Annotated in this window: 20 protein-coding genes; 14 read left to right on the forward strand and 6 right to left on the reverse strand. The window is 59.1% G+C overall.

Going from position 1 to position 19661, the window contains the following annotated elements:
* Positions 1 to 9 precede the first annotated feature (9 nt).
* The 5 genes from tsaC to ACW81B_RS08045 all read right to left on the reverse strand — a co-directional run bounded on the left by tsaC (position 10) and on the right by ACW81B_RS08045 (position 5726).
* Entirely contained in the window at positions 10 to 573 is a 564-nt protein-coding gene (gene tsaC / locus ACW81B_RS08025) for an L-threonylcarbamoyladenylate synthase type 1 TsaC (RefSeq protein ID WP_491579698.1), read from the reverse strand.
* Positions 570 to 2879, reverse strand: coding sequence for a type I DNA topoisomerase (gene topA, locus ACW81B_RS08030; RefSeq protein WP_491579699.1), 2310 nt, complete (start codon positions 2877 to 2879; stop codon positions 570 to 572). The genes tsaC and topA overlap by 4 nt, the downstream gene beginning before the upstream one ends.
* Positions 2880 to 2942: 63 nt before the next feature.
* On the reverse strand, positions 2943 to 3422 hold the full coding sequence (locus ACW81B_RS08035; RefSeq protein WP_491579700.1) for a Smg family protein: 480 nt from the start codon (positions 3420 to 3422) through the stop codon (positions 2943 to 2945).
* Between the two features lie 9 nt (positions 3423 to 3431).
* Complete coding sequence (gene dprA / locus ACW81B_RS08040) at positions 3432 to 4601, reverse strand: DNA-processing protein DprA (RefSeq protein ID WP_491579701.1); 1170 nt, start codon at positions 4599 to 4601, stop codon at positions 3432 to 3434.
* 96 nt (positions 4602 to 4697) lie between these two features.
* Positions 4698 to 5726: a LysM peptidoglycan-binding domain-containing protein gene (locus ACW81B_RS08045; RefSeq protein ID WP_491579702.1), complete on the reverse strand. Its 1029-nt coding sequence runs from the start codon at positions 5724 to 5726 to the stop codon at positions 4698 to 4700.
* Between the two features lie 214 nt (positions 5727 to 5940).
* Here ACW81B_RS08045 and def point away from each other — a divergent pair, with 214 nt between their 5' ends.
* From def to dtd, 14 genes are all read left to right on the forward strand, one after another.
* Positions 5941 to 6483: a peptide deformylase gene (gene def / locus ACW81B_RS08050; protein WP_491579703.1), complete on the forward strand. Its 543-nt coding sequence runs from the start codon at positions 5941 to 5943 to the stop codon at positions 6481 to 6483.
* Between the two features lie 86 nt (positions 6484 to 6569).
* Positions 6570 to 7496 (forward strand): methionyl-tRNA formyltransferase, encoded by a 927-nt coding sequence (gene fmt / locus ACW81B_RS08055; protein ID WP_491579704.1) that lies wholly within the window; start codon positions 6570 to 6572, stop codon positions 7494 to 7496.
* A 40-nt stretch (positions 7497 to 7536) separates the two neighbouring features.
* Positions 7537 to 8871 (forward strand): 16S rRNA (cytosine(967)-C(5))-methyltransferase RsmB, encoded by a 1335-nt coding sequence (gene rsmB / locus ACW81B_RS08060; protein WP_491579705.1) that lies wholly within the window; start codon positions 7537 to 7539, stop codon positions 8869 to 8871.
* Complete coding sequence (locus ACW81B_RS08065; protein ID WP_491579706.1) at positions 8868 to 9464, forward strand: DUF4390 domain-containing protein; 597 nt, start codon at positions 8868 to 8870, stop codon at positions 9462 to 9464. Before rsmB ends, ACW81B_RS08065 begins: the two co-directional genes overlap by 4 nt.
* Positions 9446 to 11620, forward strand: coding sequence for a sensor histidine kinase (locus ACW81B_RS08070; protein WP_491579707.1), 2175 nt, complete (start codon positions 9446 to 9448; stop codon positions 11618 to 11620). The genes ACW81B_RS08065 and ACW81B_RS08070 overlap by 19 nt, the downstream gene beginning before the upstream one ends.
* Before the next feature lie 72 nt (positions 11621 to 11692).
* Positions 11693 to 13066: a sigma-54-dependent transcriptional regulator gene (locus tag ACW81B_RS08075; RefSeq protein ID WP_491579708.1), complete on the forward strand. Its 1374-nt coding sequence runs from the start codon at positions 11693 to 11695 to the stop codon at positions 13064 to 13066.
* Positions 13067 to 13075: 9 nt separating this feature from the next.
* Positions 13076 to 14449, forward strand: a complete 1374-nt coding sequence (trkA, locus tag ACW81B_RS08080; RefSeq protein ID WP_491579709.1) for a Trk system potassium transporter TrkA — start codon at positions 13076 to 13078, stop codon at positions 14447 to 14449.
* A gap of 12 nt (positions 14450 to 14461) precedes the next feature.
* The gene (locus ACW81B_RS08085; RefSeq protein ID WP_491579710.1) at positions 14462 to 15913 is read left to right on the forward strand and encodes a TrkH family potassium uptake protein; all 1452 of its coding nucleotides are present in this window, start codon (positions 14462 to 14464) and stop codon (positions 15911 to 15913) included.
* Positions 15910 to 16128 (forward strand): hypothetical protein, encoded by a 219-nt coding sequence (locus tag ACW81B_RS08090; protein WP_491579711.1) that lies wholly within the window; start codon positions 15910 to 15912, stop codon positions 16126 to 16128. The genes ACW81B_RS08085 and ACW81B_RS08090 overlap by 4 nt, the downstream gene beginning before the upstream one ends.
* A complete protein-coding gene (locus ACW81B_RS08095; protein WP_491579712.1) occupies positions 16112 to 16441 on the forward strand; it encodes a tetratricopeptide repeat protein in 330 nt (109 codons plus the stop codon). Before ACW81B_RS08090 ends, ACW81B_RS08095 begins: the two co-directional genes overlap by 17 nt.
* Positions 16442 to 16653: 212 nt before the next feature.
* Positions 16654 to 17082, forward strand: coding sequence for a rhodanese-like domain-containing protein (locus ACW81B_RS08100; protein ID WP_491579713.1), 429 nt, complete (start codon positions 16654 to 16656; stop codon positions 17080 to 17082).
* Positions 17083 to 17432: 350 nt separating this feature from the next.
* Complete coding sequence (dsrE2, locus tag ACW81B_RS08105; protein ID WP_491579738.1) at positions 17433 to 17930, forward strand: sulfur carrier protein DsrE2; 498 nt, start codon at positions 17433 to 17435, stop codon at positions 17928 to 17930.
* A 62-nt stretch (positions 17931 to 17992) separates the two neighbouring features.
* Positions 17993 to 18943 (forward strand): prolyl aminopeptidase, encoded by a 951-nt coding sequence (gene pip / locus ACW81B_RS08110; RefSeq protein WP_491579714.1) that lies wholly within the window; start codon positions 17993 to 17995, stop codon positions 18941 to 18943.
* Positions 18940 to 19386: a D-aminoacyl-tRNA deacylase gene (dtd, locus tag ACW81B_RS08115; RefSeq protein WP_491579715.1), complete on the forward strand. Its 447-nt coding sequence runs from the start codon at positions 18940 to 18942 to the stop codon at positions 19384 to 19386. Before pip ends, dtd begins: the two co-directional genes overlap by 4 nt.
* Here dtd and ACW81B_RS08120 read toward each other — a convergent pair.
* The gene (locus tag ACW81B_RS08120; protein ID WP_491579716.1) at positions 19373 to 19639 is read right to left on the reverse strand and encodes a hypothetical protein; all 267 of its coding nucleotides are present in this window, start codon (positions 19637 to 19639) and stop codon (positions 19373 to 19375) included. The genes dtd and ACW81B_RS08120 overlap by 14 nt on opposite strands.
* Between the last annotated feature and the right edge of the window lie 22 nt (positions 19640 to 19661).

Here is a 19661-nt window from a genome sequence, read left to right on the forward strand (position 1 = left end):
TGCTTTCCGTTAGCGGATGACGCGGCCTGTTACAAGGTCGCGGATACGGGTGGGTTGTTTCAGTCCACCCAGCTCCCCGGGCAGACAATAATCGATCCCGGCCGGGAAGCGTAGCCGGATTTGCAGCCGTGAGCGAGCCGGGGCCCTGCCCTCCCTGTTGGCGCTGGTGGAGACAATGGCGCAGCCAGTGGCCTTGCACAGGCGCTGTACGACCGGGTGAGCGCTGACACGTACGGCAATCGTTTCGCGGCCGCCAGTCAGCCAGTCCGGGCAATGTTCGGCGGCGGGTAACAGCCAGGTGTAGGGGCCGGGCCAGCTCGACTCAAGGCGGCGCAGCAGTTTGCGAGGAACGGCTGCGATCCAGGGCCGCAGTTGCTGCAGGGACGCGGCGACCAGAATCAGGCCTTTTTCGGGCCGGCGTTGCTTGAGTGCCAGTAACTGCATCACGGCGCGGGGGTTGGCGGGATCGCAGCCCAGCCCGAACACGGCTTCAGTCGGGTAGGCGAGAATGCCGCCGCGACGGATACAGCGCGCTGCCAGTGAAATCTGCCAGTGTGACGGAAAACGGTTCAATCGGCGTTACTGGTCTCTTCGGCTTCGTCCAGCTCAAACGGTTCGACAAAGGAGCAGTCCTGCTGTGGACAGACGCGTTCGGTGCCGCGTTTCCTGGTGGTCTTGATGGTCAGGATTGGCCAGTTGCATTCGGGGCACGGGCCTTCCACCGGTTCATTCCACACCGCATAATCGCAGTCCGGGTAAGTTGAACAGGAGTAGAAAATCTTGCCGCGTCTCGACTTGCGTTTAAGCATACTGCCCTTGTTACATTTTGGACAGGTCACACCGGTGTCTTCGGGTTTTTCCAGCGGTTCGATATATTTGCAGTTCGGGTAACCCGAGCAGCCGATGAACTTGCCGTAGCGGCCGCTGCGAATGATCAGCTGTGAATTACACTCCGGACACATGCGCCCTTCGACGATTTCCGGTTCGTTGCTTTCGCCGTCATCGTCGAGGTTGCGCGTGTAGTCACAATCCGGGTAACCACTGCAGCCGACAAAGCGCCCGCGCCGTCCCAGTCGGATATTCAGCGGCTTGCCGCACCTGGGACAGTCCTCACCCAGTGGCTCCGTGGTAACTTCACTGCGGGAAACGCTTTCTTCCTTGTCCTTGACCAGTTCCCTGAACGGGTACCAGAACTCTTTCATCAACGGGATCCATTCTTTCTCGCCACGCGATACGGCATCGAGTTCATCCTCGAGGCGCGCGGTGAAGTCATAGTCCACGTACTTGGTGAAATGATTGGTCAGGAACTTGCTGACAATGCGACCGACGTCAGTGGGCTGGAAGCGTTTCTTCTCCAGTGTCACGTACTCGCGCTGTTGCAGGGTCGAAATGATCGTGGCATAGGTCGACGGACGGCCGATACCGTGTTCTTCCAGCGACTTGACCAGGCTGGCTTCGCTGTAGCGTGGCGGTGGTTCTGTGAAGTGTTGTTCCGGGCGGATTTTTTTCAGATCGACGATGTCGCCCTTTTCCAGTGGAGGCAGACGGTTTTCCTCGCCTCCACTCTTTTTGGCGTCATCCACGCCTTCTTCATAGACCGCCATAAAGCCGGGGTCTGCAACGGTGGAGCCGGTCGAGCGCAGCGTGTTACCGTCACCGACCTGGAAGTCCACGCCTACCGTGTGGATGGTGGCGTGTTTCATCTGACAGGCGACAGTACGCTTCCAGACCAGGTTATAGAGCTTGTACTGGTCCGGGCTCAGGTGCTTTTTGATGGCTTCAGGGATGTTCTTCGCCGACGTCGGGCGGATCGCCTCGTGGGCTTCCTGCGCGTTCTTGGCCTTGGTTTTGAAATGGCGTGGCTTGTCCGGCAGCGCCTTGTCGCCGTAGCGCTCCCGGATCAGTTCGCGCAGCTCGTCGAGTGCCTCGTTGGCAAGATTCACCGAGTCGGTACGCATGTAAGTGATCAGGCCGACAGCGCCTGCGCCGATATCGATACCTTCATACAGTTGCTGCGCCACACTCATGGTGCGCTTGGTGGTAAAGCCGAGCTTGCGCGAGGCTTCCTGCTGCAGCGTCGAGGTGGTGAAAGGCGCGGCCGGGTTGCGCTTGCGTTGCTTCTTCTCGATGGTGCTGACTGTCAGCTTGCCCTTCGAGGCCTCCAGTAATTCTTTTTCCGCCTGTTTGGCGGGCTTTTCCCGGCTAATGGAGAACTGGCTGAGCTTCTTGCCGTGCAGGTGTGTCAGTCTGGCGGTAAAGGCCTGCTTGTCCTTTTCCAGGTCGGCCTCGATGGTCCAGTATTCGCGTGGCTTGAACTTCTCGATCTCTTCCTCGCGCTCGACAATCATGCGCAGCGCCGGGCTTTGTACACGTCCCGCAGACAGGCCGCGGCGGATTTTTTTCCACAGCAGCGGCGACAGGTTGAAGCCGACCAGGTAATCCAGTGCGCGACGTGCCTGTTGTGCATTGACCATGTCGATCGACAGTTCGCGCGGGTGCTCTACGGCATCGTTGATGGCGCGTTTGGTGATCTCGTGGAATACCACGCGATAGGCGCCCTTGTCCTTCAGCACGCCGCGGTCTTTCAGCAGTTCCAGCAAATGCCAGGAAATGGCTTCACCTTCGCGATCCGGGTCAGTCGCGAGGTACAGGTTGTCGGCTTTCTTCAGCGCCTTGACGATGGCATCGACGTGTTTGGCATTACGTTCGATGACCTGGTACTTCATGGCGAAGTCCTCGTCGGGCTTCACCGCGCCTTCCTTGGGCACCAGATCGCGCACATGGCCATACGAGGCGAGGACTTCGAAGCCCTTGCCGAGGTATTTTTTGATGGTCTTCGCCTTGGCGGGCGATTCCACGATTACGAGGTTTTTGCTCATAGTCTCTATAGCTAAAAAGCCGCACAATGTGCGGCTTGATACAGAATGCGTATGCCGTTGCGGTTAGTGCAGGTAGCCTCCCGGCATGCTGTCAAACACCAGATCTTCCATCCATGCATAGGCGGCTTCGGCGCCGGGCTGGTTGAACAGCACCATCAGAACCACCCACTTCAGCTGGCCGATATCAAAGTCATCGGTCTCCAGCGCCATGGCACGCTCGATAGCACGCTCGCGGGAGTCCGGCGGCAGTATACCCATCTGCTCCAGGAACAACAGGAAGCCACGGCTCTCGGTGTCCAGGCGCTCACATTCGCGTTCCGAGAAAATGCGGATGGCATTCCCGGTTTGTGGCGACTGGATTTCATGTTCCTGCACGGCAAGACCTTCCAGCCATTCAAAGGCCTGGTTGATCTCCAGTGACGGGAACCCGGCTTCCACCAGTTCGGTATGCAGGGACTCGCGATCCGGACTCAGATCGGTTTCCTCATCCATGTAATAGTGCTCAAACAGATACATCAGCACGTCAAACATATTTTCTTTCATTTCAGGCCTCTATCGTACACGGGTATAACGCCCGCCGGCACCGGAATCGAGATGGCCATCCAGTTCCAGCATGAGCAGCATGGAGGAAACCTCTTCCGGCGTCAATCCGCTGCGCTGCACAAGCTGGTCGACGCTGATGGCGTCATAGCCCATGCAGTCGAGTAATTTCCGGTAATCCGCTGCAAGTTCCAGGGTTTTGTCTGGCGGGTTTTCCTTGTCCGTTTCAGCGCCATGCGTGGCTGACGGACGCGCTGTCGAACGTGCCAGTTCGACCAGCGGGGCCAGCTCCTCGAGGATGTGCCGGCCGGTTTCCACCAGCTTGGCACCTTCGCGAATCAGCGCATGGCAGCCGCGTGCGAGCGGGTTGTGGATGGAACCCGGGATGGCGAACACCTCGCGGCCCTGGTCGCGCGCCAGGCGGGCTGTAATCAGGGAGCCGGACCGCAGGGCGGCCTCCACCACCAGGGTGCCAGCACTCAGGCCGCTGATGATACGGTTGCGGCGGGGGAAGTTGGAGGGTTGTAACGGTGTGCCGGGCGGAAACTCGGATACCAGGGCGCCATTGTCGGCAATCCGGTGCGCCAGCTCGCGATGGCAGGCCGGGTAGACACGATCCAGCCCGGTGCCGGTGACGGCCAGTGTGCCGCCGTGTGCCTGCAGGGCTCCCTGGTGGGCGGCGGCATCGATACCGGTTGCCAGGCCGCTGCTGATCGTCAGACCAAAGTCCGCCAGGTAGCCGGCGAATTCCCGGGCCAGCGCGACGCCGGAAGGTGTCGGGTTACGGCTGCCGACAATCGCCAGTTGTGGCTGGCCCAGGTAATCGGGATCACCGTGCACAAACAACAGGGACGGCGGGTCGGGGATGCTTTTCAGCAGGGACGGATAGCGCGGGTCATCCAGACCGATAATATGGTTGTCAGGTCCTTCACCCCAGCGCAAATCATTTTCAATAGCCGCGAGATCCGGCTGGCGGAAGCCATCGACGCAGTCCGATGGAACGCCGGCCTGGCGCAGCTGCTCCGGTGAGGCGGAAAACGCCGCTGCCGGTGAACCAAAAGTTTCCAGTAGCCGGGTGATGCGGCGGCTGCCCATGCCGGGCAAACGGATCAGGGCAAGCCAGTGAAACAGCGCATCGGATTGACGGGCGTGGTGGTCGGGTGTTTGCGGGTGTGATCTCATCCTTGAGCCTCTCCCAATAAAAAGCCGCTACCTCGAAACATGATCTTACCATGCCCGAAGGTACCGGCTTTTGCCAGTCCCTGGCGTGTCGGCTGCTCAGGGTGTGCGGATGCGGTCTCCGACGTGCAGTGAGCTGGTGGCTTTCATGATCAGGCCGAAGCTGACCTTGTCGAAGGTGCGGAACACCATCAGCAGGCCAGCGCGTTCATCCGGCAGTTTTACCGTGTCATTGCTGTCGTCGCTGACCTGGTCCGGGATGGTTGCGCCGCGTTGCTCTACGGCGAACACTGTGCCGACATCGATATTTTCACGCTTGCCGCGATTGATGACGACAACCTGGTACTGGCCGATCTGGCTGACGCCATCGACGACGGCGATGATCGTACCGTCCACGTCGTCCTTGCTCGCATGCGGAGTGAAATAGGCGTAGACATCTTCCTGGGTCATCGGCATGACACGATCGCCAATATTGATTTCCCGGGTGGTGCGATCCAGCTTCAGCGTGGCCGGGTCGCCAAAACGCTCGCTGTGGCCATCGCCCAGGTACAGGGCCTCGTAGCCAAGGATCTCGCCACTGTCAGGGTCGATATAGGCATCTCCGGGACGGAAGACGTTGTAGCGATTACCCTGGTCAGCATTGATGCCGCGCACATAGACACGGTCGCCGGCACCCACAATCAGGTGTTCTCCCGCGCTGGATACGACATAGGCTGCACCCTCCATGGTGTTTTCGTCGACCACCAGCGGCTGGGTCAGGAACTGCTGGATACTGTCGATCGGAATGGTCGGAATGGCCTTGTCCAGCCGTTCGGCGCGGACTTTCGGAGACAGTTTGTAGGTGCCCTTGCCGCGCTGTATACGCAGCTGCGGCTTGCCATCAACGTAGACCAGGTTGATCACGTCGCCGGGGTAAATCAGGTGCGGGTTTTCGATCTGCGGATTGACGTACCAGATTTCCGGCCACAACCACGGGCTGTCGAGGAATTTCCCGGAAATATCCCAGAGGGTGTCCCCCTTGACGACCACGTAGCGGTCAGGATGTCCTTCCTTCAGCGCCACCTGGTCTGCGAATACGGCTGTGGTCACAAGAGCCAGAGCCAGCGCCAGCGATTTGAGTATCGACATATGGGCGTCCCTTTATTGCGTTCCGTTTTTTTGTCTGTGTTGCGCGCCAACCCACTGCTGGCGCAGTTATCCGGTGATAGTTAACGGCAGTCGGCTCGCGGAGTGTAGCGAAATTTGTTCCGCCACAAAATAACGGGGATTGAGCCAAACAGGCCTACGATCACTATGTTAGAGTATATTCACGATAGTGATAGTAGATTGTGACGTAAATCACATGGCGAAACTCGAAATTCTCCATTTTCCTGACGCGCGGCTGCGTACCCGGGCAAAACCCGTTTCCGGGGTTGATAACGCGTTGCGCCAGCTGGTCGACGACATGTTAGAGACCATGTACGCCGCGCCGGGTATCGGCCTGGCGGCCACCCAGGTCAATGTTCACAAGCGCGTGATCGTGATCGACCTGTCCAGTGAACAGAATGAGTCGCGGGTGTTCATCAACCCTGAAATTATCGAGCAGGACGGCGTCGAGGAGATGGACGAAGGCTGCCTGTCGGTGCCCGGGATCTATGAACGTGTACAGCGTGCCGAACATATCCGCGTGCGGGCGCTGGATCGGGACGGGCAGGCGTTCGAACTGGAGGCCGACGGATTATTGGCGGTTTGTATTCAGCACGAAATCGATCATCTCAACGGCAAGCTGTTTGTCGATTACCTGTCCCGGTTAAAACGCAATCGCATCCGCAAAAAGCTGGAAAAGCAGGCGCGCCAGGGTGACACGGAAAGCAGCGCTGAACATCATGCAGAGCCTGTTATCTGATGGAGGATTTTCCACGCCGGCATGCTATCGTCCATGATCTGTTTTCCGTCAGCTGCGGGCAGCTGAAAGCTGGCGGCTGAACCCCTGTGCGCGTTGTTTTCGCCGGAACCCCTGATTTCTCCGTGCCCGTACTGCAGGCACTGCTCGACAGCGGGCACGATGTTGCTGGTGTCTACAGTCAGCCTGACAGGCCGGCGGGACGCGGCAGAAAGCTCCGTCCCGGGCCGGTCAAGCAACTTGCCCTGCAGCACGATATCCCGGTTTTCCAGCCGCTCAGCCTCAAGGACAGTACGGAACAATCGGCGCTGGCCGCGCTCGAACCCGATCTTATGGTCGTGGTGGCCTATGGGCTGATTCTTCCGCAGGCGGTACTGGATATCCCCGCGCTCGGCTGTGTAAACCTGCACGCTTCCCTGTTGCCGCGCTGGCGCGGCGCGGCGCCGATCCAGCGCGCCATTCTGGCCGGTGACCGGGAAACCGGTGTGTGCCTGATGCAGATGGAGGCCGGGCTGGATTCCGGCCCGGTGCTGGCGCAGCTGCGTACGGAAATCCGTGATGATGAAACCGGCGGCTCGTTGCACGACCGCCTCAGCAGGCTGGCGGCCGAACTACTGGCCGCGCATCTCGATGACCTGGCCACGCGTCGCCTGTCCCCCGTGCCCCAGGATGAATCGCTGGTCACCTACGCCGCCAAGCTGGACAAGTCGGAGGCCAGTATCGACTGGCGTCGCAGTGCGCGCGACATCGAGCGCCAGGTACGTGCTTTTAACCCCTGGCCGGTTGCCCAGGCCGGTTATCAGGGCGAAAAACTGCGTATCTGGGTGGCGCAGGCCACCCGCGAGGCGCCAGCGGGGGAACCGGGTGCCGTGGTGGCTGCCGGGCGTGACGGTATCGTTGTGGCCTGTGGGGAGGGCGGGTTGCGCCTGCTCGAAATCCAGCTGCCCGGCGGCAAGCGGATGCGTGCCGCAGATTTTCTCAATGCCCGTTCGGTCGACGGGCTGGTGCTGACATGATCGCAGCCGGCAGCACGCCGGTAACCGGCAATGCGTCACGATGAAAGGTCGCGCAGTCGGTGTTCGTGAACCGCGTGAACTGGCCAGCCGGCTGGTGTTCCAGGTGCTGGAGCAGGGTGAGTCCCTGTCGGGTCTGCTGACGACGGAAATGGCCGCTTTCGAGGATCCGCGACAGCGCGCATTTGCCCGCGAACTGGTGCTTGGCACGCTGCGCTGGCGCCAGCGTCTCGAATTTGTACTCGGCAAACTGTTGCAAAAATCCCTGCGTAAAAAAGACCGGGATCTGCATGCACTGTTACTCGTTGGCCTCTACCAGGTATTGATGCTGGATACCGCTGACCACGCTGCGGTAAGTGAAACCGTGGCGCTGGCGAGGCGTTCCGGCAAGCACTGGGCAGCGGGGCTGGTCAACGGGGTCTTGCGCAATGCCCTGCGCCAGTCAGACAGCCTGCTGGCGGCTGCCGATGCGCTACCGACGGCGCGCTGGTCCAGTCCGGACTGGTGGATCCGGCAATTGCAGCGCGACTGGCCTGAGCACTGGCAGCAGATACTGGAGCACAGTAACCAGCGAGCGCCCATGGTGCTGCGGGTCAATACACAGCAATCCAGCCGCGATGTATTGCTTGAGCGGCTTGTGGAGGCGGGTATTGGTGCGCGGGCGCACCCCGTTGTGGAAAGCGCCATCGAGCTCGATGCCCCGGTGCCGGTCGACAGTCTGCCGGGTTTTCGTGACGGGGCGGTTTCCGTACAGGATGCCGGCGCGCAGCTTGCGGCTGGACTGCTCAGGCTTGCGCCGGGTCAGCGGCTGCTGGATGCCTGTGCTGCACCGGGCGGGAAAACCGGGCACATGCTTGAAATCGAGCCGGGCGTCGCTTTGCTGGCAATCGATAATACCCCTCAGCGCCTGGAGCGGGTCGTGGAGAACCTTCAGCGTCTGAAACTTGAGGCTGAAACGGTGTGCGCGGATGCCGGGTCGGCAGGGGCGTGGTGGGATGGCAGGCCGTTTGACCGCATACTCCTCGATGCGCCCTGTTCCGCCAGTGGTGTAGTGCGCCGTCACCCGGATATCAGGCAGCTGCGCCGCGAGTCTGATCTGCCACCATTGTCTGCGCAACAACGGCAGTTGCTGAATGCGCTATGGCCCTTGCTCGCGCCAGGCGGTATTCTGTTGTATGTCACCTGTTCGGTGTTTCGTTGTGAAAATGCCGGTGTAGTTGAGGCCTTTATGGCGGAACACAATGATGCCACTGAATCACCACTGGATGTGGCGTGGGGCCAGAAGCAGTCGGTCGGACGCCAGCTGTTGCCCGGTGAACAGGGTATGGACGGATTCTATTACGCACGTTTGATAAAAGGTTCGACGACCGCACTGTGACGGAGCACGCGATAGCTACAACTGACGGGTTACCGGCACGTCGCCACTGGCGACTGTCTCTCTGGTTGTTGTCCTGTTGCCTGATTTTTACACCGGTCCAGGCCGGTGACGTCAGGATTCATGATACCCGCACCCTGCTCATCGACGGTGTCTACCGCGTCGGTGCACGTGTAGAACTCACCCTGAATGACACCCTGCAGGAGGCCCTGCACAATGGTGTGCCGCTGGTGCTGAAGCTCAGTGTTGAAGTGATCCGTGAGCGTGAATGGCTGTTCCCCGAACGCGTCGCCCAACTGGAGCAGAAGTTTGAGCTGGAGTACCACGCACTCACCGAGAGTTACCTGGTCAAGGTGCTGAGTACGGGCACACAGCACAGTTTCCGTACCCTGGATGCGGCGCTGGCCTTTATCGGTAATGTCTACGATTTACCATTGATCGATGAAAACCTGCTGCGCGCCGGGCGTAAATACTGGGTGCGCATGCGTGCCGACCTCGACGTTGAAGCCCTGCCTACGCCAATCCGGGTGTGGGCCTATCTTGGTTCAGAATGGAGTCTGCAAGGCGACTGGCACCGATGGCCGTTGCTGCCGTAAACCGTTCCCGTCTCGGCATCTGGCCGATGCTGGTGTTGTTCGTCATCCTGCTGGTGTCGTTGTCACTGATGAGTGACGCCACGCACAACTCCGAGCGCTTCGGCCAGATGTATTCCTGGCTGTTGCTGCTCAACGCGCTGGGGCTGGTGGTGCTGATCGGCCTGATCAGTACCAACCTGTTCTGGCTGGTGTCACAGTATCGAACGCGCGCCCCCGGCGCACGCCTGACCTCGCGACTGGTCATTACCTTCGTGATACTGGCGGTGTTGCCCATCGCCGTGGTGTATTACTTCTCCCTGCAATTTCTGCAGCGGGGTATTGATTCGTGGTTTGACGTGCAGATCGAACAGGCACTGGATGATGCACTGGAACTCAGTCGCGGTTCACTCGACATACGGCTCGGTGACCTGCTCAGGCTGACCGAGAAGGTGGCTTCCGAACTGGGTGAGATGTCGCCCACGGCATTGCCTTTCGGGCTTTACGATCTGCGCGTGCGCAGCGGTGCGACAGAGTTGACGGTGTTTGGTATGGATGGGCGTATTGTTGCCTCCAGCAGCATCGAAGGGGCAGGCATCATTCCACACCGCCCCAGCGACCAGGCGATGCTGTCGCTGACGCCGGGTCGGTCCTATGTGGGTCTTGACCCGATCGACGAGACCGGTCTGTATGTGCGCGCCGTGGTTCCCGTGGTAACCAACAGACGGGCAGCCGAACCGCTCACCCTGCAGGCACTGTACCCGATACCCGAGCGGCTTGGCCGGCTGGCCAGCAATGTCGAAAACCAGATCGTGCGTTATCGCAAGCTGGCCTACCTGCGTACACCGCTTAAATACAGTTATATTCTGACCCTGTCACTGGTGGTGGTGCTCAGCCTGCTGTCTGCCGTGTGGGTGGCATTCTACTCGGCGCGGCGAATGGTTGAGCCTATCGGCGTACTGGCCGAGGGCACGCGTGCTGTTGCCGAGGGCGACTACAGCAAACGGTTGCCGGTTGATAGTGAGGACGAGCTGGGCTTCCTGGTGCGTTCCTTCAACGATATGACCCGGCGCCTGGCGCGGGCGCGTGACCAGACGCGGCGTGGCCAGCAGGAAGTGGAAAGCCAGCGCGCCTACCTGGAAACGGTGCTTGGCAGTCTGTCATCGGGTGTGTTGAGTATCAACGGTGCAGGTGAGTTGCGTACCGTAAATGAATCGGCCTGCCAGATCCTCGGTATCGATTTGACCCGCGAGCTGGGCAAGTCACTGCAGGATATCCAGGCGCGGCACGAATTCCTTGAGCCGTTACTGTCACTGGTGGCGAAGCGGCATGAGGCACAGCAACTCGACTGGCAGGAGCAGGTCACACTGTTCGACAGCGCCGGTCGCCACGTATTGATGTGCCGCAGTACTGCGCTTCCGGTCAGCGACGACCTGAGCGGTGGCGAGGTGGTGGTATTTGATGACGTCACCGACCTGATTCGTGCGCAACGTGATGCGGCCTGGGGTGAAGTGGCGAGGCGGCTGGCACACGAGATCAAGAACCCGCTCACGCCGATCCAGCTGTCCGCAGAACGCCTGCGTCACAAATATCTCAAATCGATGGATAAGGAAGAGGCGGAAATACTGGATCGCGCCACACGGACTATTGTTCAGCAGGTCGATACATTAAAGGACATGGTCAATGCATTTGGTGATTACGCCCGCGCACCCATGCTGCAGCTGGAACCGCTGGACCTGCACGAGTTATTGCGTGACGTTGCCGAGCTTTACCGGGGTTCGGACTTGCACATTCAGCTGGATCTGGTTGAACCGGCGCCCATGATAAGCGGTGATGCCGGTCGTATGCGCCAGTTGTTGCATAATCTGTTCAAGAATGCGCTCGAAGCAGTACGTGACAGGGATGATGGAGAGCTGATCGTGCACTCGCAGTGGGTGCTGGAAGCCGGCGACCGCTTTATCGACATCAGTTTTTCTGACAACGGCAGTGGCTTTTCCGACGAGGTGCTGGAACGCCTGTTTGAGCCTTACGTCACAACCAAGACGCGCGGTTCGGGTCTCGGCCTGGCCATCGTCAAGAAGATTGTCGAGGAGCACAACGGGCAGATACGTGCGCGTAATACCGGGCACCACCACGCCTGTATCGAACTGCGGTTCCATGCTGAAATCCGGCGCACTTGATCGTAATGTCGACAGTTCCACCTTGAATGTCGTATAAAGGCTTCCTTGACCAAGCGAGTTACAGGTATCCACATGTCCTCCGGACACATTCTGGTGGTAGACGACGAGCCGGACATCCGTAATCTGGTAAAAGAAATCCTTGAAGACGAGGGTTTTGAAGTCAGTATTGCGGAGAGCGGTGAGGCGGCACGCCATGCGCGCCGCAAACGTCGTCCTGACCTGATTCTTCTCGATATCTGGATGGATGATGTCGACGGCATCACCCTGCTGCGCGAATGGTCCGAGGGTGGTGGCCTGCCCTGCCCGGTGGTGATCATGTCCGGCCACGGCACCGTTGAGACAGCCGTCGAGGCGACTCGTCTGGGCGCCTACGATTTCATTGAAAAACCGATTTCCCTGGCCAAGCTGTTGCTGGTGGTCAACCGGGCGCTGGAATCGGAAAAGCTGCAACAGGAAAACCAGGGTCTCAAGCGCCAGGCGCTGCCGGTTGCCGAGCCGGCCGGCAAAAGCGACATCATGCAGGCGCTGCGTGAACAGGCGCGGCGTATCGCGCAGCACAATACCTGGGTGCTGGTGAGTGGCGAGCCGGGTTCGGGCAAGGAAGTGGTGGCGCGCTATGTTCACGCGCACAGCAGCCTGCGCGACAAACCCTTTGTCGAGGTGGCGGTTGGCTCTATGTCGCCGGAACATTCGGCGGCGGAATTGTTCGGCAGTGAGGAAGACAACAACATTACCTACGGGCGTCTCGAACAGGCCAACGGCGGCACGCTGTTGCTGGGCAATATCTCCGACATGGACATGCAGACACAATCGCGCCTGCTCAGCGTGTTCCAGACCCATTCCTTCCTGCGCATGGGTGGGACCGAGCCGGTGCCCGTGGATATCCGTGTGATTGCAACCACTTCGACAGACCTTGAAGAAGCGGTAAAGGCCGGGCGTTTCCGCGAAGACCTGTATTACCATTTGAACGTCGTCCCGCTAACGGTGCCGCCGCTGCGTGAGCACAGCGAGGATGTCCCCGAACTGCTCAACTACTATGTGGACCGTTTCGTGGTACAGGAAAACCTGCCTTATCGCGAATTCTCCATCGCTGCCCAGAACCGGCTGCGCCACTACAGTTGGCCGGGCAATATCCGCGAGCTGAAGAATATGGTTCAGCGACTGCTCATCCTCGGCCAGGGGCCGGTCATCGAACTGGAAGAAGTCGAGGGCGCCCTGCAGCACGAACGTGCACCGGTGGCGGGTGGCGAGGGTGGTGCAGACCTGCCGCTTGACCTGCCGCTGCGCGAGGCGCGCGAGCAATTCGAAAAAGTCTATCTCGAACACCAGTTGCAGGAAGTGGGGGGCAGCGTGGGCAAGCTTGCCAAGCGAGTGGGCATGGAACGCACGCACCTGTACCGCAAGCTGCGCGGTCTGGGGATCGATTTCAAGAAAGGCGGCGACTGAGATCAGCCTATGAAAATCATTATTCTCGGCGCCGGCCAGGTCGGTTCATCGGTGGCCCAGAACCTGGCCAGCGAAGCCAACGATATTACCGTGGTCGACCACCGGCCCGATATCCTCCAGGACCTGCAGGACCGCATTGATATCCGCACCGTCGTCGGTCACGCCTCACACCCGGAAATTCTTACCCGCGCGGGTGCCGAGGATGCCGATATGATCCTCGCCGTGACCAACAGCGATGAAACCAATATGGTGGCCTGCCAGGTGGCCTACACGCTGTTCCACACACCGATCAAGATTGCCCGCGTGCGTGCACCGGAATACCTCAGATACCCGAAGTTGTTTACCCAGGAAGCCCTGCCGGTTGATGTGTTCATCAGCCCCGAGCAGCTGGTGACAGATTATATCGAACGCCTTATCGAACAGCCTGAAGCCTTGCAGGTGCTGGACTTCGCCAACGGGCGGGTACAGCTGGTGGCCGTGCGGGCGGTACGCGGCGGGCCGCTGGTCGGGCAGGAGTTGTGTGAGTTGCGGGAACATATGCCCGGGGTAGAAGCCAGGGTGGCGGCAATATTCAGGCGCGGCACCGCCATACTGCCGGAAGGCAATACAGTTATCGAAGCGGATGACGAAGTCTTTTTTATTGCCGCGCGTAAACATATCCGTGCGGTGACCAGTGAGTTGCGTACGCTCGGCAAGCGGGTCAAGCGCGTCATGATTGCCGGTGGCGGTAATATCGGGCTGCGCCTGGCGGAGGCCATCGAGGGCACCTACCAGGTCAAGCTGATTGAATGCAATCCGGAAGTTGCAAGACTGCGCTCCGAACAGCTGGAGTCGAGCATTGTGCTGCTCGGCGATGCAGCGGACGAAGAGCTGCTGATCGAGGAGAACATCGAAAATACCGATGTTTTCTGTGCCCTGACCAATGACGAGGAAGCGAACATCCTGTCGGCCATGCTGGCCAAGCGACTGGGCGCACGCAAAGTCATGTCATTGATCAACCGGCCGGCCTACGTCGACCTGGTGCAGAGCGGTGCGATCGATATCGCCGTGTCGCCGCAGCAGGCCACCATCGGCAGTCTGCTTACGCATATCCGGCGCGGTGACGTGGCGGTAGTGCACTCCCTGCGTCGCGGGGCGGCCGAGGCCATTGAAGCGGTGGCGCACGGCGACAGCAAGACCTCGCGCGTGGTCGGGCGCACGGTGGAAGAAATAAAGTTGCCGTCGGGCACAACCATTGGCGCCCTGGTGCGTGGTGAAGAAGTCCTGATTGCCCACCACGACACCGTTATCCAGAGTGAGGATCACGTCATTCTGTTTTTGATCGACAAGAAGCAGATCGCCGAGGTCGAGCGATTGTTCCAGGTCGGCGTCACCTTTTTCTAGACGATCCGACGCATGAGTTTCGGTACCATTCAGCGAATTCTCGGGCTGTTGCTCATGGTGGCGAGCTTCACCATGTTGCCGCCGCTGGCACTGGCGGTGTGGCTGGGGGAAGGCAGCCAGCATGCCTTCCTGACCGCCTTCGGCGGCGTACTGGTCACCGGCGCAGCGTTCTGGTTCCCGGTACGCCGGCAACACCGCGAATTACGCGTGCGTGACGGATTTGTGGTGGTATCGCTGTTCTGGGTGGTACTGGCGCTGGTGGGCTCCATACCGTTTTCGCTCGCTGACCATCCGCACATGAGCTTTACCGACGCGTTCTTTGAGTCCATGTCCGGCCTGACCACTACCGGTGCGACCGTGATTACCGGCATCGATCACCTGCCGCGCTCCATCCTCTTCTACCGCCAGGACTTACAGTGGCTGGGCGGCATGGGCATCATCGTACTGGCTGTCGCCGTGCTGCCAATGCTGGGTATTGGTGGCATGCAGTTATACCGCGCTGAAACCCCCGGGCCGATGAAGGACAACAAGCTCACACCGCGCATTACCGAAACGGCCAAGGCGCTGTGGTATATCTATCTGACGTTGACGGTAGCCTGTGCGCTGGCCTACTGGGTTGCCGGCATGGGTGCTTTCGATGCCATTTCCCACAGTTTTTCCACGGTGGCGATAGGCGGGTTCTCAACCCATGATCTGAGTATCGGTTACTTTCAGAGTACCGCGATCGAGACAGTGGCAGTGGTTTTCATGCTGCTGGCCGGGATAAATTTCTCGCTGCATTTTGTTGCCTGGCGCTCACTCAATCCGCTGGCCTACTTTCGCGATTCGGAATTCCGCGCCTATATGGCCGTGTTGGGCCTGGCGGCAGTTGTGACGGTGTCCTACCTGTATCTCAGCGGTACGTTCGAACATTTTGGTGATGCCCTGCACCACGGAATCTTCCAGGTTGTCTCCATCGGCACCACCACCGGCTTTACCACGGCGGAGTATTTCCACTGGCCGGGTTTCCTGCCCGTCATGCTGCTGTTTATCAGTTTTATCGGGGGTTGCGCCGGGTCCACCGGCGGCGGCATGAAAGTGATCCGTTTTCTGCTGCTGTTCAAGCAGGGTTTGCGTGAAATCAGTCGCCTGGTACACCCTAGCGCCCAGATTCCTGTCAAAGTGGGAAACAAGGCCATGCCTGAGCGGGTTGTGGAGGCGGTTTGGGGGTTTTTTGCAACTTATATCGGGTGTTTTACGCTGATGATGCTGGCGTTGCTGGCTACCGGGCTGGACCAGGTTACGGCATTTTCTGCCGTTGCAGCGTGCCTGAATAATCTCGGTCCCGGGCTGGGCGAGGTGGGTTACCACTACAGTACTATCAATGACACCGCCAAGTGGATACTGAGTCTGGCCATGTTACTGGGGCGACTGGAAATTTTCACCTTACTGGTGCTCCTGTCCCCGGCGTTCTGGCGGCGATGAAGCTGCCTGCTGATGCGTCCGCTCTGCCGGACTGGGCGAACTGGCTGGCGCAGGATGCCGATGGCGCCTGGTGGGTCTACGAGGTCGAGCCGCAGGAGTATCATCAGGGATGGTATGAAAATGAGCTGGGACGCAGCAGGAAGATTGCAGTGGGGATAGCCAATCCGGAATGGCGGAAAACGCTGGGGCGAATTGATCATGGGCATCATCAATAATCTGGAGAAAATGCTGGTCTCGGGCATGGATAGCGCATTGCTGAGATACAGCCTGGGGGTCGAATATCACAAGCAGGGCGATCTGGACACGTCCGCCATGCATCTGTCCAGTGCCGTTGAACAGGACCCCGATTATTCCGCGGCCTGGAAAATATACGGCAAGGTGCTGGCCGAAGCCGGGCGCATGGCCGAGGCCGAGCAGGCTTATCTGACGGGTATTGATGTGGCACAACGGAACGGTGATATCCAGGCAGCCAAAGAAATGAAGGTGTTTCTGAAGAGAATCCAGAAGTTGAGAAAAGAAAACGACTAAAATCTTTATTCAATTTCCACATATATAATAAATCTCGATAATTAGGCTATTGGTGGACTATTTGATAAATATATTCGTTAATATAATATAGATTGTGGTGTATTGTGGCTGAATTTTGTCGGAATTATTGAGTGTAGGTGACGATTCCTGTCTGACGCGTTGCTGTACGGGAAGGCGCTATACTTCAGTGCAGTGCAGCACATGAGGGAGCCATGCCAATGGAAGAAGTCAAATCACTTTTGCCACAGGAAGCCTGGCAATTGATACAGGATGAACCGCGCAGCATCCTCATCGATGTGCGCTCTGACATGGAATACCTGTTTGTCGGGCATCCGGTTGGCGCCATCCACATTCCCTGGATCGACTACCCTGACTGGAATCTCAATCCCAATTTTGTCACCGAGATACGCAAACTGGTGCTCGGCGGGATTTGTCATGAGGCGGTTGATTCGAGTGCGCCCATCCTGCTCATCTGCCGCAGCGGTAAGCGTTCCCTGGAGGCAGGTAACCTTTTGATAAAAGAAGGCTTCTGCAATGTTTATAATGTTGCCGAGGGGTTCGAGGGAGAACTGGACGAGCACCATCACCGGGGCACGCTGGGAGGCTGGCGGTTTCACGGTTTGCCCTGGGAGCAGTGCTGAAACAACCGCTGGGGGTGTCGTCGATTGCAGTCATTTGTTTGACCCCGAAAAACTCCGCTCCTATACTCGGTCACTGGGTGCCAGTCCTCTGCCATATTTTCCGGGTTGCCATGCGTGATCTGGCGGTAGCGGCACGGAATTTCTGTTTTGGGGTGCGGTTCTGTTACGCAATGGCGCAGCATCCGCTTAAATAACATTCTGTAGAGAACTATCCGTATCTAAGAGCGGCTAGGAGGAGATAACTGATGTCAGATATGAACGAAGCACAAATGGACGAGTGGCTGAACAAGAAACTGGACGAAATGCTGCCGGCAAAATTGCAGAGCATTGATGAAGCACGTACACCTGCGATGTCGATTATCGCTACCAAAGGTACGCTGGACTGGGCCTATCCGCCCTTTATCCTCGCCTCGACTTCAGCCGCGCTGGGTTGGGATACCTCGATCTTCTTTACTTTCTACGGTCTGTTGCTGCTCAAGAAAGATCTCAGCAATACGCTGGTCAGCCCGCTGGGTAACCCGGCCATGCCAATGAAAATGCCGTTTGGTCCCAAGTGGTTCCAGGACTTTGACTGGCCAATGCCTAACCTGTTGATGGCCGGTGTTCCCGGTTTTGAAAAGGTGGCTACCGGACTGATGAAGCAGACCTTCAAGAACAAGGGTGTTGCCACTGTCGAAGAACTGCGTGACCTGTGCGTCGAAGCTGACGTGAAGATGGTTGCCTGCCAGATGACGGTGGACGTGTTCGGTTTCGACCAGGGCGAGTTTATCCCGGAAGTCACCGACTATGTTGGCGCGACCTACTTCCTGCCGGTCGCCAAGGATTCCGACATCTGCCTGTTTATCTAGCACCGGCTGCAATCCGGAAAAGGCGTGCTTTGCACGCCTTTTTTTATGTCAAAATACAACGCATGCGAGCGCTCTACCCCCCCGTCGAACCCTATGTCCGTCATACACTGAAGGTTGAGGCGCCCCATGCGCTGTACATAGAGGAATGCGGTAATCCGGCCGGCATACCCGTGCTGTTTGTACACGGTGGGCCGGGCGGCGGTTGTGAACCCTGGCACCGGCAGTTTTTTGACCCGGATCGTTACCGCATAGTGCTGTTTGACCAGCGCGGCTGTGGTCGTTCGACCCCGCACGCCAGTCTGGAAGGCAACACCACGCAGGCATTACTTGACGATATGGAACGTATTCGTGAGCACCTCGATATCGGGCAGTGGATGCTGTTTGGTGGTTCCTGGGGATCCACGCTCGGTTTGTTGTACGCACAGGCATTTCCGGCGCGCGTGCTGGCGCTGGTGCTGCGAGGTATTTTTCTGTGTCGCCGGCAGGACATCGACTGGTTTTACCAGCAGGGTGCATCGCGGCTGTTTCCGGAGGCCTGGCAGGATTTTATCGCGCCCGTGCCTCCGGCACGCCGTGACAGGCTGGTGCAGGCCTACTACACGCTGCTGACCGGCGACGATGAAGTGCGACGTCTGGCCGCCGCGCGCGCCTGGTCGGTCTGGGAAGGCACGACTTCGACGCTCCAGCGTCAGCCATCACTGGTGCGGCACTTTGCCGACAGCCATATTGCGTTGAGCATGGCGCGTATCGAATGTCACTATTTCGTTCATGATGCCTTTATCCGCCCTGACCGGATTATCGAGGATGCAGGACGCCTCGCGGGCATCCCCGGTCGTATCATCCACGGCCGCTATGACGTGGTGTGCCCGGTCGACCAGGCCTTTGCCCTGCATCGCGCATGGCCGGGGGCGGAATTGCGCATTATCCCGGCAAGCGGGCATTCAGCCGGGGAACCGGCCATCGCGGATGCGTTACTGGAAGCCACAGACGATTTTGCCGGGCAGCTGTCGTGATAGCCCTGTTACAGCGTACAACCGAAGCCTGGGTCGATGTTGAGGGGAAACGTGTCGGCAGCATCGGTACCGGCCTGCTGGTGTTGATTGGTGTGGAACGTGGCGACTGCGCCCTGCAGGCAGACCGCCTGCTGGAGCGCCTGCTGGGCTACCGGGTGTTCAGCGATGCCGAGGGCCGTATGAACCTGGGGCTGAGCGAGGTCGGCGGTGGCCTGCTGCTGGTGCCGCAATTTACGCTGGCGGCGGATACTTCACGCGGGCGTCGGCCCGGTTTCAGCCAGGCGGCTTCACCGGAACAGGGCAGGAAGTGGTTTGACTACCTTGTTGAGCAGGCCGGCATCAGGCACCCGCAGGTGGAAACCGGGCAATTTGGCGCCGACATGCAGGTGGGCCTGGTGAACGATGGCCCGGTGACCTTCTGGTTGCAGGTCAGGCCCGGCTGACCCCGTTGTTGTTGGTGTTGTGGCAGGGCCTCTGGAAGTAGCAGGTCAGTGCGCAGGTCCCGGCGGTCAGGAGCCAGAACAGGAAGAATCCAGTGCTGTAGGCGCCCATGCGGCTCATCGCGGGCAGGCCGGCGATGTGGATCAGGTCCAGCGGGTCGAACAACGTGAAGAAAGCGCCGGTGGCAATACCGGACGTCAGGAAAGACGGCCACAACACGGCGATGATACGTTGAATACGGGGTATGTCCGACATGTGCTCCTCCTTTTCGGTATTC

The organism is Thiogranum sp. (assembly GCF_058323355.1).

Bases quoted from the DNA above. Each gene is read 5' to 3' on its own strand.
- def (WP_491579703.1), top strand. From the start codon at position 5,941: ATGGCGAAACTCGAAATTCTCCATTTTCCTGACGCGCGGCTGCGTACC.
- ACW81B_RS08100 (WP_491579713.1), top strand. From the start codon at position 16,654: ATGCCAATGGAAGAAGTCAAATCACTTTTGCCACAGGAAGCCTGGCAA.
- topA (WP_491579699.1), bottom strand. From the start codon at position 2,879: ATGAGCAAAAACCTCGTAATCGTGGAATCGCCCGCCAAGGCGAAGACC.
- dprA (WP_491579701.1), bottom strand. From the start codon at position 4,601: ATGAGATCACACCCGCAAACACCCGACCACCACGCCCGTCAATCCGAT.
- ACW81B_RS08090 (WP_491579711.1), top strand. From the start codon at position 15,910: ATGAAGCTGCCTGCTGATGCGTCCGCTCTGCCGGACTGGGCGAACTGG.
- ACW81B_RS08095 (WP_491579712.1), top strand. From the start codon at position 16,112: ATGGGCATCATCAATAATCTGGAGAAAATGCTGGTCTCGGGCATGGAT.
- ACW81B_RS08045 (WP_491579702.1), bottom strand. From the start codon at position 5,726: ATGTCGATACTCAAATCGCTGGCGCTGGCTCTGGCTCTTGTGACCACA.
- ACW81B_RS08035 (WP_491579700.1), bottom strand. From the start codon at position 3,422: ATGAAAGAAAATATGTTTGACGTGCTGATGTATCTGTTTGAGCACTAT.
- pip (WP_491579714.1), top strand. From the start codon at position 17,993: ATGCGAGCGCTCTACCCCCCCGTCGAACCCTATGTCCGTCATACACTG.
- ACW81B_RS08085 (WP_491579710.1), top strand. From the start codon at position 14,462: ATGAGTTTCGGTACCATTCAGCGAATTCTCGGGCTGTTGCTCATGGTG.
- ACW81B_RS08070 (WP_491579707.1), top strand. From the start codon at position 9,446: ATGGCCGTTGCTGCCGTAAACCGTTCCCGTCTCGGCATCTGGCCGATG.
- ACW81B_RS08075 (WP_491579708.1), top strand. From the start codon at position 11,693: ATGTCCTCCGGACACATTCTGGTGGTAGACGACGAGCCGGACATCCGT.
- trkA (WP_491579709.1), top strand. From the start codon at position 13,076: ATGAAAATCATTATTCTCGGCGCCGGCCAGGTCGGTTCATCGGTGGCC.
- dsrE2 (WP_491579738.1), top strand. From the start codon at position 17,433: ATGTCGATTATCGCTACCAAAGGTACGCTGGACTGGGCCTATCCGCCC.
- ACW81B_RS08120 (WP_491579716.1), bottom strand. From the start codon at position 19,639: ATGTCGGACATACCCCGTATTCAACGTATCATCGCCGTGTTGTGGCCG.
- rsmB (WP_491579705.1), top strand. From the start codon at position 7,537: ATGAAAGGTCGCGCAGTCGGTGTTCGTGAACCGCGTGAACTGGCCAGC.